The 13,657-nt window shown below is 71.2% G+C and carries 12 protein-coding genes; 10 read left to right on the top strand and 2 right to left on the bottom strand.

All coding sequences use genetic code 11. The features are described 5' to 3' along the window. Positions 1-93 precede the first annotated feature (93 nt). On the bottom strand, positions 94-549 hold the full coding sequence (locus ACZ3I3_RS09970) for a metallopeptidase family protein (protein WP_356927591.1): 456 nt from the start codon (positions 547-549) through the stop codon (positions 94-96). 294 nt (positions 550-843) lie between these two features. Between ACZ3I3_RS09970 and ACZ3I3_RS09975 the strand changes: the two genes are divergently transcribed. The 9 genes from ACZ3I3_RS09975 (at position 844) to ACZ3I3_RS10015 (ending at position 11,048) form a co-directional block, all read left to right on the top strand. After that, complete coding sequence (locus ACZ3I3_RS09975; protein WP_399414181.1) at positions 844-1,266, top strand: DUF3499 domain-containing protein; 423 nt, start codon at positions 844-846, stop codon at positions 1,264-1,266. A gap of 119 nt (positions 1,267-1,385) precedes the next feature. Then, positions 1,386-3,002, top strand: a complete 1,617-nt coding sequence (locus ACZ3I3_RS09980; protein WP_467364014.1) for an L-lactate permease — start codon at positions 1,386-1,388, stop codon at positions 3,000-3,002. Between the two features lie 103 nt (positions 3,003-3,105). Then, positions 3,106-4,470 carry a phosphomannomutase/phosphoglucomutase gene (locus ACZ3I3_RS09985; protein WP_467363986.1) on the top strand — a complete coding sequence of 455 codons (1,365 nt, stop codon included), beginning with the start codon at positions 3,106-3,108 and terminating at the stop codon, positions 4,468-4,470. A 249-nt stretch (positions 4,471-4,719) separates the two neighbouring features. Continuing rightward, entirely contained in the window at positions 4,720-4,890 is a 171-nt protein-coding gene (locus ACZ3I3_RS09990) for a Trm112 family protein (RefSeq protein ID WP_078945647.1), read from the top strand. A gap of 124 nt (positions 4,891-5,014) precedes the next feature. Further along, on the top strand, positions 5,015-6,142 hold the full coding sequence (locus ACZ3I3_RS09995; protein WP_467363989.1) for an SIS domain-containing protein: 1,128 nt from the start codon (positions 5,015-5,017) through the stop codon (positions 6,140-6,142). Between the two features lie 54 nt (positions 6,143-6,196). Continuing rightward, entirely contained in the window at positions 6,197-7,348 is a 1,152-nt protein-coding gene (gene manA / locus ACZ3I3_RS10000; RefSeq protein WP_467363991.1) for a mannose-6-phosphate isomerase, class I, read from the top strand. Between the two features lie 153 nt (positions 7,349-7,501). After that, positions 7,502-8,470 carry a cation diffusion facilitator family transporter gene (locus tag ACZ3I3_RS10005; protein ID WP_467363992.1) on the top strand — a complete coding sequence of 323 codons (969 nt, stop codon included), beginning with the start codon at positions 7,502-7,504 and terminating at the stop codon, positions 8,468-8,470. Between the two features lie 363 nt (positions 8,471-8,833). Then, entirely contained in the window at positions 8,834-10,291 is a 1,458-nt protein-coding gene (gene ahcY, locus ACZ3I3_RS10010) for an adenosylhomocysteinase (RefSeq protein ID WP_467363994.1), read from the top strand. Between the two features lie 142 nt (positions 10,292-10,433). Then, positions 10,434-11,048 carry a hypothetical protein gene (locus ACZ3I3_RS10015; protein ID WP_467363995.1) on the top strand — a complete coding sequence of 205 codons (615 nt, stop codon included), beginning with the start codon at positions 10,434-10,436 and terminating at the stop codon, positions 11,046-11,048. A 41-nt stretch (positions 11,049-11,089) separates the two neighbouring features. Here ACZ3I3_RS10015 and ACZ3I3_RS10020 read toward each other — a convergent pair whose 3' ends face one another. Further along, positions 11,090-12,094 carry an RDD family protein gene (locus tag ACZ3I3_RS10020; protein ID WP_467363997.1) on the bottom strand — a complete coding sequence of 335 codons (1,005 nt, stop codon included), beginning with the start codon at positions 12,092-12,094 and terminating at the stop codon, positions 11,090-11,092. A gap of 128 nt (positions 12,095-12,222) precedes the next feature. Here ACZ3I3_RS10020 and ACZ3I3_RS10025 point away from each other — a divergent pair, with 128 nt between their 5' ends. Further along, the gene (locus ACZ3I3_RS10025) at positions 12,223-13,230 is read left to right on the top strand and encodes a stage II sporulation protein M (RefSeq protein ID WP_467363998.1); all 1,008 of its coding nucleotides are present in this window, start codon (positions 12,223-12,225) and stop codon (positions 13,228-13,230) included. Positions 13,231-13,657 lie beyond the last annotated feature (427 nt).

Raw genomic sequence — 13,657 nt, forward strand, 5'->3', positions numbered from 1 at the left:
AGGAGCCCTGACTACTGGGGTCGGTGCTACGGAAGTAGCCCTGACCACTGCGGTCGGTGCTGCGGAAGTATCCCTGGCCGCAGCCGGGCGGTCTCAGCCCTGGTCCTCGCCGTACCGCGGATCGACCGTCTCCGGGGTCAGCCCCAGCAGCTCGGCGACCTGTTCGACGACGACCTCGTGCACCAGCGCCGCCCGCTCGTCGCGGCCCTTGGTGCGGATCTCGACCGGCCGCCGGTAGACCACCACGCGCGCTGGGCGGCCCTCACGGGCGCTGATCGTGCCGCCCAGCGGGACCGCCTCGTCGTTCCAGGCCTGGCCGGGCCCGTCGAGCCGCGGCACCTCCAGCACCAGGAAATCGATGTCGGCGAGCTGAGGCCAGCGCCGTTCCAGGCGCTCCACGGAGTCCTGCACCAGATCGGCGAACGCATCCGCGCGGCTGGCGGCGAGCGGCACCTGTGGCGGTGCGATCGGGCCGCGCATGCCCCGGCCGTGGCGATCACGGCGGCGGGGCCCGGGGGCGGCGGCTCGGGGCGTTACGGGCATGTCCATCACTGCTGAAGGGTAGTCCCCGCCGAGTCCCCGCGCCCGGCACCGCACGCCGGTACGGACGGCTTCCGGCCGACCGGTACGGCATGTCGTTACATGACCATTCCAGCCAAGGTTGGGCTCGATTCCGTATCTCGCCGAGACCGGCGACCTCACGGCAATTGAGGGTTTTGTGACGACTCTTGACCGCTTGACGGGTCGTTCGACACCCCGGACGACACTGTCCGGGCAGGTCAGCAGGGTGCGCCCGAAGGGGGGTGTGGGGCGTTTCACAGCACGACACGGGGGAGTGACCTGGTGGAGAGTCGTCGCGGCCCGCTCAAGAGTGCGGTACCGTCCAACGTCGTGAGCCCTGTACGTCGCTGTTCGCGCACCGCCTGCGGCCGTCCCGCCGTCGCGACGCTGACGTACGTCTACGCCGACTCGACCGCGGTCCTCGGCCCGCTCGCCACCTACGCTGAACCCCACTGCTACGACCTGTGCGCCGAGCACTCCGAGCGCCTCACCGCCCCGCGCGGCTGGGAGGTCGTCCGGCTTCTCGACGGCTCGGCCCCGGCGCGCCCGAGCGGCGACGACCTGGAAGCGCTTGCCAATGCCGTGCGCGAGGCGGCCCGTCCCCAGGAACGGGCGGCCGGGGCCGGTGGCGGCGGGCGCTCGGCCGACCCGATGGAGGTCGCCCGGCGAGGGCATCTGCGGGTCCTCCGGTCGCCCGACAACTGACCGCACCTCCCGGATCCTCCCCGCGCACACCCATTGACGCGCGCTTGGCGTGGACATGACCATTCCGTTTGGGGGACGCGAGAAATCGCTTCCGCATGACGGAAACCGGGGAGGCGCCCGTGTACGTGCAGGAACTGGAACCCGTCGCCGGCTCCCTGGGCCTGTCCGCCCTCGTGGCGGCCCTGCCTCTCGTGCTCGTCCTGGTCCTGCTGGGCGCCGTCCGCATGAAGGCGCACCTGGCCGGCCTGACCGGCCTCCTCGCCGCCGTTCTCGTCGCCCGGCTCGCCTACGGCATGCCCTTTGGGCAGACGCTCTCCAGCGCCGCCCAGGGCGCCGTCTTCGGCCTCTTCCCCATCCTGTGGATCGTCGTCAACGCCCTGTGGGTGTACCGGATGACCGTCCGCACCCGGCACTTCGACATCCTGCGCCGGTCCTTCGGGCGGCTCTCCGACGACCCCCGCATCCAGGCGCTCGTCATCGCCTTCTGCTTCGGTGCGCTGCTGGAGGCACTCGCCGGCTTCGGGGCGCCCGTCGCGATCAGCGCGGTCATGCTGGTCGCCCTCGGCTTCGAACCCGTGCGCGCGGCCGTCGTCGCCCTGGTCGCCAACACCGCGCCCGTGGCCTTCGGCGCGATGGGCACACCGGTCGTCACGCTCGCCCAGGTCACCGGGCTGCCGCTGGACTCGGTGGCGTCCGTGGTGGGCCGTCAGACGCCACTGCTGGCCCTCGTGGTGCCCCTCGTGCTGGTCTGGCTCGTGGACGGCCGGCGCGGACTGCGCGAGACCTGGGTGCCCGCCCTCGCCTGCGGAGTCGCCTTCGCCGTCGCCCAGTTCGCCGCCTCCAACTACGTCTCCGCCCAACTCGCCGACATCGGCGCCGCCCTGGCGGGCGCGGGCGCCCTGGTCGCCGTACCGCACGCGCGCGTGCCCGCCGCCGAGTCCGTACGCGCCTCCGTGCTGACCGGCGTACGCAGCGAGGAACTGGACGAGCAGGACCCGCCCCGCGAGGTCCTTCGCGCGTACGCCCCCTACGCGCTGATCGTCCTGATCTTCTCCGTCGCTCAGATCCCGGCCGTCAAGGACTGGCTGGACAGGGCCACCCAGACCTACGACTGGCCTTTCCTGAACGTGCTCGGCTCCGACGGCGAACCGGTCGGCGGCAACGTCTTCACCTGGCCGATCGTGTCGACCGGCGGCACGCTCGTGCTGCTCGCCGGGATCGGCACGGCCGCCGTCATCGGGGTGCACGCGCGCGTGGCGGTGAAGGAATGGCTCGCAACCGTGCACGAGCTGCGCTTCGCGATCCTGACGGTGACGTCCGTACTGGCGCTCGCGTACGTCATGAACCTCTCCGGGCAGGCGGCGACCATCGGCCACTTCGTGGCGGCGGCGGGAGCCGGGCTCGCCTTCCTCTCGCCCGTCCTCGGCTGGTTCGGCGTCGCCGTGACGGGATCGGACACCTCGGCGAACGCCCTCTTCGGCGCCCTCCAGGTGACCGCCGCCCGCGAGTCGGGGCTGCCGCCCGACCTGCTGGCCGCCGCCAACAGCTCCGGCGGCGTCCTCGGCAAGATGATCTCCCCGCAGAACCTCACCATCGCCTGTGCGGCCGTCGGACTGGCGGGCCGCGAGGGCGACTTGCTGCGCAAGGTACTGCCGTGGAGCCTCGGCCTGCTGCTGGTGATGTGCCTGATCGTGGTCGGCCAGAGCACGCCCGTCCTGGACTGGATGCTGCCGTGACCTGAGACGACGCCCGGGCGCCGACTCGGCGTCCGCACAGCGCGCTGTCAGCGGGCGAGGGTAGTTTGGGCGGACCGACAGTACTTTTTCAGGAAGGTTGGCCGTGGCTGCTGATCTGTCGCAGGTCGTCAAGGCGTACGACGTACGCGGGATCGTCCCCGACCAGTGGGACGAGTCCCTGGCCGAGCTCTTCGGAGCGGCCTTCGTGCGGGTCACCGGCGCGAGCGCCATCGCGACCGGGCACGACATGCGGCCCTCCTCACCGGGCCTGTCGCGGGCCTTCGCGCGGGGGGCGGCGGCGCTGGGCGCCGACGTGACCGAGATCGGCCTGTGCTCCACGGACCAGCTCTACTACGCCTCGGGCGCGCTGAACCTGCCGGGCGCCATGTTCACCGCCTCCCACAACCCGGCCCAGTACAACGGCATCAAGATGTGCCGCATGGGAGCCGCCCCGGTCGGCCAGGACACCGGCCTCGCCGAGATCCGCGAACTGGTCGAGGCCTGGAGCGAGTCGGGCGCCCCCGAGCCCGCCGCGACGCCCGGAACCATCACCGGCCGCGACACGTTGTCGGACTACGCGGCGCACCTGCGCTCCCTGGTCGACCTGACCTCCATCCGCCCCCTGAAGGTCGTCGTCGACGCGGGCAACGGCATGGGCGGCCACACGGTCCCCGAGGTCTTCGCCGGCCTGCCCCTGACGCTGGTCCCGATGTACTTCGAACTCGACGGCACGTTCCCCAACCACGAGGCCAACCCCCTCGACCCGGCCAACCTCGTCGACCTCCAGAAGCGGGTCCGCGAAGAGGGCGCCGACCTCGGCCTCGCCTTCGACGGGGACGCCGACCGCTGCTTCGTCGTCGACGAGCGCGGCGAGCCGGTCTCCCCGTCGGCGATCACCGCCCTGGTGGCCTCCCGCGAGCTGGCCAGGCACGGCGGCAAGGGCATGATCATCCACAACCTGATCACGTCCTGGTCGGTCCCCGAGGTCGTCGTGGAGAACGGCGGCACCCCGGTCCGCACCCGCGTCGGCCACTCCTTCATCAAGGCGGAGATGGCGCGCTCGGGCGCGATCTTCGGCGGCGAGCACTCCGCGCACTACTACTTCCGCGACTTCTGGAACGCCGACACGGGCATGCTGGCCGCCCTGCACGTCCTGGCGGCCCTCGGCGGCCAGTCCGGCCCCCTGTCCGCCCTCGTCGCCCAGTACGACCGCTACGCCGGCTCCGGCGAGATCAACTCCACGGTGACCGACCAGGCGGCCCGCCTCGCCGCGATCCGCTCCGCGTACGAGAACCGCGAGGGCATCACCCTCGACGAGCTGGACGGCCTGACCGTCTCCGCCACCGACTGGTGGTTCAACGTCCGCCCCTCCAACACGGAGCCCCTGCTCCGCCTGAACGCGGAGGCGAGGGACCAGGAGACGATGACCAGGGTGAGGGACGAGGCACTGGCGATCATCAGGGGCTGAGGGAAAGGCGAGCCCGGCCTCTTGTCCGACCGCTTCGGGCGGCGGGTGGGCATAGGCCGGGGTCCAGGGGGCGAAGCCCCCTGGCGGGGTCAAAGGGGCGGAGCCCCTTCACCCACCCCAGCCCACATACCCGCCGCACTTGCCGATCACCCCCGCCCCACCCCCCACCCGGCGGTACCCTGACCAGGCACATCCGCACCACCCCCAGCACCAACGCCCCACCCCGCCCCATCCCCGAAGGGACCCCGCATGGCACTCGAAGCCGGCCTCCTCGAAATCCTCGCCTGCCCGGCATGCCACGCCCCCCTCAAGGAGCAGGACACCGAACTGCTCTGCACCGACCAGAACTGCGGCCTGGCCTACCCGGTCCGCGACGGCATCCCCGTCCTCCTGGTCGACGAGGCCCGCCGCCCCGCGTAGGCCCGCCCGGGCAGACACACCCGCGTGAACCCGGCGCACATACACCCCGGGCACAACGGGCACCGACGTAGGACATCCCAAAAACGGACCCGGACCGGACTCCGGCGATCGGAGGCTGCCGCCCATGCTCGACGAATCGCTGCTCGACTCCCCGGAGGGCCTCTCCGAGGCAGACCACCGCGGGCTGCTCCGCGGCGCCGCAGAAGCCGGCGCCCGCGTCCGCACGGCCGCCCGGCACTCCGCCGAGGCCGGCATCAACGACCTCAAACCCGACGGCCGCCCCCGCGCCGTCCTCATCGCCGGCCCGGGCGCCGCCGCCACGCACGCCGCCGACCTCATCGGCACCCTCGCGGGCGCCGGCAGCCCGGTCACGCGGCTGGCCCCCACCGGCGTCGCCCCCGCCGCGGGCGCCCTGCGCTGGGATCTGCCCGGCTGGGTCGGCTCCGTCGACCTCCTCCTGATCACCACCCCGGACGGCAGCGAACCGGGCCTGTCCCTCCTCGCCGAGCAGGCCTACCGCCGCGGCTGCAACGTCGTCGCCGTAGCCCCCCGCCGCTCCCCGCTCGCCGACGCGGTGAACGGCTCGCACGGCCTGTTCGTCCCCATGGCGACCGCCCCGTACGACCAGGACGAGCCCCTCGCCGCCTCCGCGCCCGGCGTCCTGTGGGCGCTGCTCACCCCGCTGCTCGCGCTGCTGGACCGCACCGGCGTGCTCGCCGCCCCGCCGGAGGCCCTCGGCAAGGTCGCCGACCGCCTCGACGGCATCGCCGAACGCTGCGGCCCCGCCATCGCCACCTACAGCAACCCCGCCAAGACCCTCGCCGCCGAACTCGCCGACGCCCTCCCGATCGTCTGGACCGAGGGCACCTCGGCCGGCCCGGCGGGCCGCCGGTTCGCCGCCGCGCTCGCCGAACTGTCCGGTATCCCGGCGGTCGTCGCCGAACTCCCCGAGGCCCTCGCCACACACAGCGCCCTGCTCGCCGGCCCCCTGGCCGCCAGCGCCGACCCCGACGACTTCTTCCGCGACCGCGTCGACGAACCACCCGCCCTGCACGCGCGCGTGGTGCTCCTCCGCGACCGCCCCATCGGCGGCCTCACCGCCGCCCCAGGCGCCCGCGACCTGGCCCTCAGCCATGACACGCCGATCAGCGAGCTGGAACCGGAGGAGGGCGGCGAGCTGGAGACCCTCGCGGAACTGATCGCCGTCACGGATTTCGCCGCCGTTTACCTGGCGCTCGCTTCCAGGGCCTGATCATGCTCGGGACACGCTGACGCACCCGCACGCCCGAACCCCCAGAGAGACCCCATGGACCGCCTCGACAACACCATCCGCCCCTACGCCTGGGGTTCTCCCACCGCCATCCCGCACCTGCTCGGCACCGACCCGACCGGCGAGCCGCAGGCGGAGATGTGGATGGGCGCCCACCCGGGCGCCCCCTCACGCACCGGCCGGGGCACGCTCGTCGAGGTCATCGACGCCGACCCGGAGAAGGAACTCGGACCGGCCGCGGTCGCCAAGTTCGGCCCCCGCCTGCCCTTCCTCCTCAAGATCCTCGCCGCCGGCGCCCCGCTCTCCCTCCAGGTCCACCCCGACCTGGAGCAGGCCAAGGAGGGCTACGCGGACGAGGAGCGCCGCGGCATCCCCGTGGACGCCCCGCACCGCAACTACAAGGACGCCAACCACAAGCCCGAACTGATCTGCGCCCTCACCGAGTTCGACGGCCTGTGCGGCTTCCGCGACCCGCTCGCCGCCGCCGGCCTGCTCGACGACCTCGGCATCGACTCCCTCAAGCCGTACGTCGACCTGCTGCACGCCCACCCCGAGGACGCCGCCCTGCGTGAGGTCCTCACGGCGATCCTCACCGCCGACCCCGAGGAGATGTCCCGCACGGTCGCGGAGGCGGCCACCGCCTGCACCCGCCTCGGCGGCGCCTACGCCCCCTACGCCGACATCGCCCACCACTACCCGGGCGACCCCGGCGTCATCGCCGCGATGCTGCTGAACCACGTCCGGCTCCAGCCCGGCGAGGCCCTCTACCTCGGCGCCGGCGTCCCGCACGCCTACCTGAACGGCCTCGGCGTCGAGATCATGGCCAACTCCGACAACGTCCTGCGCTGCGGCCTGACCCCCAAGCACGTCGACGTCCCCGAGCTCCTGCGCATCGTCCGCTTCCGGCCCAGCGACCCCGGCGTCCTGCGCCCCGAGGCCTCCCCGGACGGCGAGGAGCTCTACGAGACCCCCATCGACGAGTTCCGCCTGTCCCGCTTCGTCCTCCCCGAGGCGGGCAGCGCCCACGACCTCACCCGCGCGACCCCGCAGATCCTGCTCTGCACGGCCGGCTCCGTCCGGGCCGGCGGGCACGACCTGACCCCGGGCGGATCCGTCTTCGTCCCGGCCGGCGAAAAGGCCGAAGTGTCCGGAACCGGCACGCTCTTCCGCGCCACGGTCGTCGCCTGACCGTTTCGATGACCCCCGTGCTGGTGACCTGAAGCACCGCGGCCCGAGCGGGCTGCAACAATGGCCCACCGTCAAGCACGGGCAAAGCCACGGGTGCCGCACCAAGGCGGCATCCCGGCCCTGGAACGGCGTACGAAGGGACAACGCGAACATATGAGCGCGTCAGGCGGCACCAAGGCGATCGTGGCGGCACTGGTCGCCAACCTCGCGATCGCGGTAGCGAAGTTCGTGGCGTTCATCTTCAGCGGCTCGTCATCGATGCTCGCCGAGTCCGTCCACTCCGTCGCCGACTCCGGCAACCAGGCGCTGCTGCTGGTCGGCGGCAAGAAGGCCAAGCGCGAGGCCACCCCGCAACACCCCTTCGGCTACGGCCGCGAGCGCTACATCTACGCCTTCCTCGTCTCCATCGTCCTCTTCTCGGTCGGCGGCATGTTCGCCCTCTACGAGGGCTACGAGAAGATCAAGCACCCGCACGAGCTGACGCACTGGTACTGGCCGGTCGGCGTCCTCGTCTTCGCGATCATCGCCGAGTCCTTCTCCTTCCGCACGGCCATCAAGGAGTCCAACGTCCTGCGGGGCAAGCGCTCCTGGAAGGAGTTCGTCCGCCACGCCAAGGCTCCCGAGCTCCCGGTCGTCCTCCTGGAGGACCTCGGCGCCCTCGTCGGCCTGATCCTCGCCCTCGGCGGCGTCGGCCTCGCCCTGCTCACCGGCGACAGCGTCTGGGACGGCATCGGCACCCTCTGCATCGGCATCCTGCTCATCCTGATCGCCCTCGTCCTCGCCGCCGAGACCAAGTCGCTGCTGCTCGGCGAGTCCGCCGGCGTCGAGGAGACGCAGAAGATCGAGGCCGCCGTCGTCGACGGTGACACCGTCACCCGCATCATCCACATGCGCACGCTCCACCTCGGCCCCGAGGAACTCCTCGTCGCCGCCAAGATCGCCGTCCGCCACGAGGAGACGGCCACCGAGATCGCCGCCGCCATCAACGCCGCCGAGGGACGCATCCGCGAGGCCGTCCCGATCGCCCGCGTGATCTACCTCGAGCCGGACATCTACAGCGAGGCCGAAGCCGCCAAGGGCCCCGACCCCGAGGCAAGCCCCGGCGGCCCCACCGACCACTGACACCACCACCTGCGACTCCTCCGGCCACGGGGCCCGCCGAACCACTCGGCGGGCCCCGTCGCCTTCCACCACTCCCGCACCTCACCGACAGTCCCACCCCCGCCCGTTACGGGATCGGCTCGATGTGTTTCCCTGCGGACTGGGGATCGCAGGCGCCCCCGGTGTAGCTTGGGACGGAGCCAGACGTCGCTGCTGATGGCGGTCGGGCGGTCCCACCGCGGACCGACCGAGGGAGAGAGGGCCTCCGACGGACTGCGCTGCGCACACGCGGGCATGCCTGTGTCCTCTTTCGGGCACCCCTGTGTCCGCCGCCGCGCAGACCAGCCGTACCCACCTCGACCCAATCCCGAGGAGCAGCTCTCAATGACGACTGTCGACAAGCGACAGGACTTCAAGGTCGCCGATCTCTCCCTGGCCGAGTTCGGCCGCAAGGAGATCACCCTCGCCGAGCACGAGATGCCCGGCCTGATGGCGATCCGCAAGGAATACGCCGAGGCCCAGCCCCTGGCCGGCGCCCGTGTCACCGGCTCCCTGCACATGACCGTGCAGACCGCCGTGCTCATCGAGACCCTGGTCGCCCTCGGCGCACAGGTCCGCTGGGCCTCCTGCAACATCTTCTCCACCCAGGACCACGCCGCGGCAGCCATCGCCGTCGGCCCGAACGGCACGCCCGACAACCCGCAGGGCGTCCCGGTCTTCGCCTGGAAGGGCGAGACCCTGGAGGAGTACTGGTGGTGCACGGAGCAGGCCCTGACGTGGCCGGACAGCCCCACCGGCGGCCCGAACATGATCCTGGACGACGGCGGTGACGCCACCCTCCTCGTCCACAAGGGTGTCGAGTACGAGAAGGCCGGCAAGGTTCCTGCCGTCGACACCGCCGAGAACGACGAGCACCGCGTCATCCTCGAACTCCTGAACCGCACCATCACCGACGGCTCCCAGAAGTGGACCCAGCTCGCCTCGGAGATCCGCGGGGTCACCGAGGAGACCACGACCGGCGTCCACCGCCTGTACGAGATGCAGCGCGACGGTGTCCTCCTGTTCCCGGCGATCAACGTCAACGACGCCGTCACCAAGTCGAAGTTCGACAACAAGTACGGCTGCCGCCACTCCCTGGTCGACGGCATCAACCGTGCCACCGACACCCTCATCGGCGGCAAGACCGCGGTCATCTGCGGCTACGGCGACGTGGGCAAGGGCTGCGCGGAGTCCCTGCGCGGGCAGGGCGCCCGCGTGATCGTCACCGAGATCGACCCGATCTGCGCCCTCCAGGCCGCGATGGACGGCTACCAGGTCACGACCCTCGACGAGGTCGTCGACAAGGCCGACATCTTCATCACCACGACCGGCAACAAGGACATCATCATGGCCGGCGACATGGCCAAGATGAAGCACCAGGCCATCGTGGGCAACATCGGCCACTTCGACAACGAGATCGACATGGCCGGCCTCGCGAAGATCCCCGGCATCGTCAAGGACGAGATCAAGCCGCAGGTCCACACCTGGACCTTCCCCGACGGCAAGGTGATCATCGTCCTGTCCGAGGGCCGCCTGCTGAACCTGGGCAACGCCACCGGCCACCCGTCGTTCGTGATGTCCAACTCCTTCGCGGACCAGACCCTGGCCCAGATCGAGCTGTTCACCAAGCCCGACGAGTACCCGACCGGCGTCTACGTGCTGCCCAAGCACCTCGACGAGAAGGTCGCCCGCCTCCACCTCGACGCGCTCGGCGTGAAGCTGACCACGCTCCGCCCCGAGCAGGCCGAGTACATCGGCGTCCAGGTCGAGGGCCCGTACAAGCCGGACCACTACCGCTACTGAGCCGAGTACCGCTACTGAGCCGAGCAGCTCAGCTCCTCAGCAGCTCAGGTCCTTCGAAGCAGGCCCCCGCACCCCCGTGCCGGGGGCCTGCCCCGTTCGACCGGCCGGTGACCGGCCCAGCCCGTCAAGACCCAGGACCCCCATGCCCCGCGGCCGCTATTCGCTCCACGATCCGCACGATCACACCCCCCTCGCTGAAGAACACTTCCAGTGCGCCCCCGGCCCCTCCGGCTGGCGCTACGTCTCCCAGCTGACCACCCCCTCGGGCGATCACCACGGCTCCGTCGACCTCACCCTCGACGAACTCGGGCGCCCCATCCGCCTCGAACTCCACGCCGCCGCCTGGCAGGTCCGCGGCGCCGCCCTCGACGGCGTCACCTGGGTCCGCACCGACCCCACCGGAACCGACGCCACCGAAGGCAATGTGCGCGCCCACGCCTTCACCGGCACCTCCCCGGCGTTCCTCGTCGCCACCACCCGTCTCCTGCGCCTCACCCCCTCCTCAGCAGGCACCCGCGTACGCCTCGTCGCCTTCACGGACCCGGTCCTCGCCCCGCGCACCGTGGACCAGTCGTGGACCTTGCTGAAAAGAGAAGCACACGCCACTGACAACGGCCCCCTGACCGTGGACGAATACCAGGTCACAGCCCTGGACACGGGAGAACAGCACTCCGTGCACATCGCCGGAGACGTGGTGCTCGCGGCCCCCGGCATCGAGCTCGAAGACCTCGAATCACCGCCGTCGGCGTTCACCTGAGCCCGGCCCCCCCGCTGAACGGGCAGCCCGGCCGCCCTCCACTACGCCGGCGGCACGAACCCAGTCCCGGGACGCTCGCCCGCAGGCACCTCATGCGACTCCGCGGGCCGGTCCCCGCCGGACGACTCGACAGCCGCACCGTACGGCTGAGACACGGCACCAGGCGGCACAACCGGCGGCCGTCCGTACGCACCGGACGCCGCGCCCGCCCCCGAAGCGGGCTCAGCTGCCGGGGCAGCATCGGCGGCCGGAGCAGCCGGAGCAGCCGCAGCACTCGGACCGGCCGACGAGGACGACCCGCTCCCGAAAGCCCGCCGAGCCTCCCGCGCCTGCCGTTCATGCACGACCGCCGCCAGAAACGCCGCCGGCGGAACACCCTGCGGCACCGGAGCTCCCGTCCGTTCCGCGAGATCCGACGCCAGCCGCTCCGCCATGGACCACCCCACCTGCGGGTCCAACTGCTGCATACGCGTCAGGTACTGCCGCACGGCCAGCCACAACCCGTCGGGCACCGCAGACAGGTCGAGTCCCGAGAACCGCCCCGCCAGCCAGGGCGGGGGAGGGGGCACGAACCCGGTCCGCGTGACCGGAATCCGCTCCCGGACGACGAGGGTCCCCGCGAACACATCCCCCAGCCGCCGCCCACGCGCCGACACGAACGAGGCGATACAGGCGACGACACCGAAGGTCATGAGGATCTCGATCACCCCGATCAAGCCCCTTACCAGCGCATGCCGGAACCGGATCGGCCCCCCGTCGTCCCGCACCACACGCAGCCCGCAGGCCATCTTCCCGAGAGAACGCCCATGGCTGAGCGTCTCCACCGCGATCGGCCCGCCCACCAGCACGAGAACGAACGTCGCGATCGACAGCGCCGTCTGCGCCGCCTCGTCCAGCGAGGCAGTGGAAACCACGACCGCGATGGTCACCGCCACGTAGACGGCCACGGCCGCCACAAGATCCAGCAACACGGCCAGCGCCCTGCTGGGCAACCTCGCGGGGCGCAGCTCCAACGCCACCGCCTCGCCCGTCACCAGCTCACTCACGCCCGCCGTCCTTCCCCTGCCCTGCCCCCGACAGGGCCAGTCTGCCAAGCTGAGGGCGCATCGCGCCGCAGTACGACAAGCTGATCCACGACGAGCCGCCGACGAACAGCCGAGGAGCAGGCAGACCGATGGACCTCGACGTCTTCGTCTCCGCCCACCGAGCGGAGTGGGACCGCCTCGAAGCCCTGCTCCGTCGCCAGCGCCGCCTCAGTGGTGCCGAAGCCGACGAACTCGTCACTCTTTACCAACGTGCCGCCACGCACCTCTCCCTGATCCAGTCCAGTGCTCCCGACCCCCAGCTCACCGGCAGGCTCAGCCAACTCGTGGCACGCGCGCGTGGTGCGGTCACGGGTACCCGCCGCGCCTCCTGGCGCGACGTCACCCGCTTCCTCACCCACAGCTTCCCGGCCGCCGTCTACACGTCACGCCACTGGTGGGTACCCACCGCGCTGCTGTCCACGGCGGTCGCGGCCCTCCTCGGCTGGTGGATCGGCACCCATCCCGAGGTCCAGGCGTCCATCGCGGCCCCCAGCGAACTGCGCGACCTCACCCGCCCCGGCGGCCAGTACGAGACCTATTACTCCAGCCACCCGGCCGCCAGCTTCGCCGCCCAGGTCTGGACGAACAACGCCTGGGCCGCAGCCCTGTGCCTGATCCTGGGCGTCTTCCTGGGGCTCCCGGTCCTCTGGATCCTCTTCCAGAACATGCTGAACCTGGGCATCGGCGTCGGTCTCATGTCCTCGGCCGGCCGTCTCGACACCTTCCTCGGCCTGGTGCTCCCGCACGGCCTGCTCGAACTGACCGCCGTCTTCGTGGCCGCCGGCACCGGCCTGCGCCTCGGCTGGACCCTCATCGACCCAGGCCCCCGCACGCGACGCACCGCTCTCGCGGAAGAGGGCCGCGCCGCCATCGGCATGGCCATCGGCCTGGCGCTGGTCCTCTTCGTCTCCGGCGCCATCGAAGGCTTCGTCACCCCCTCCGGCCTCCCCACCTGGGCCCGCATCACCATCGGAGTCGTCGCCGAACTGGCCTTCTTCGCGTACGTCTACGTCGTGGGCGGCCGCGCTGCCCGCGCCGGCGACACCGGCGACGTCGAGGCAGCGGAACGCAGCGCCACCGTCCCGACAGCTGCCTGAACGGCCCTACGGCCGCCGGATGTGCGACCACGTCCGTTCAACTGCTAGTCTCCTCTTCGCCCCACAGGAGCCGTTGACACGGCTCGTGCGGGGAGGTAGATTCGAACAGTTGCCTGGACAAGGGGTTCAGCCCCGGATCGGCGACAGTGAGCATCTGTCTGCTTCATGAAACGCTGATTTCATTGAAGCCCCTCCCGATGAATCGGAAACGAGCGGCCGGTCAATCCGGCTCAGAACTTCTGATAAAGTCGGAGCCGCCGGAAAGGGAAACGCGGAAGCGGAAACCTGGAAAGCACCGAGGAAATCGGGTCGAGAAAAGATCTGATAGAGTCGGAAACGCAAGACCGAAGGGAAGCGCCCGGAGGAAAGCCCGAGAGGGTGAGTACAAAGGAAGCGACCGTTCCTTGAGAACTCAACAGCGTGCCAA

The organism is Streptomyces sp. NPDC016851, assembly GCF_055562795.1.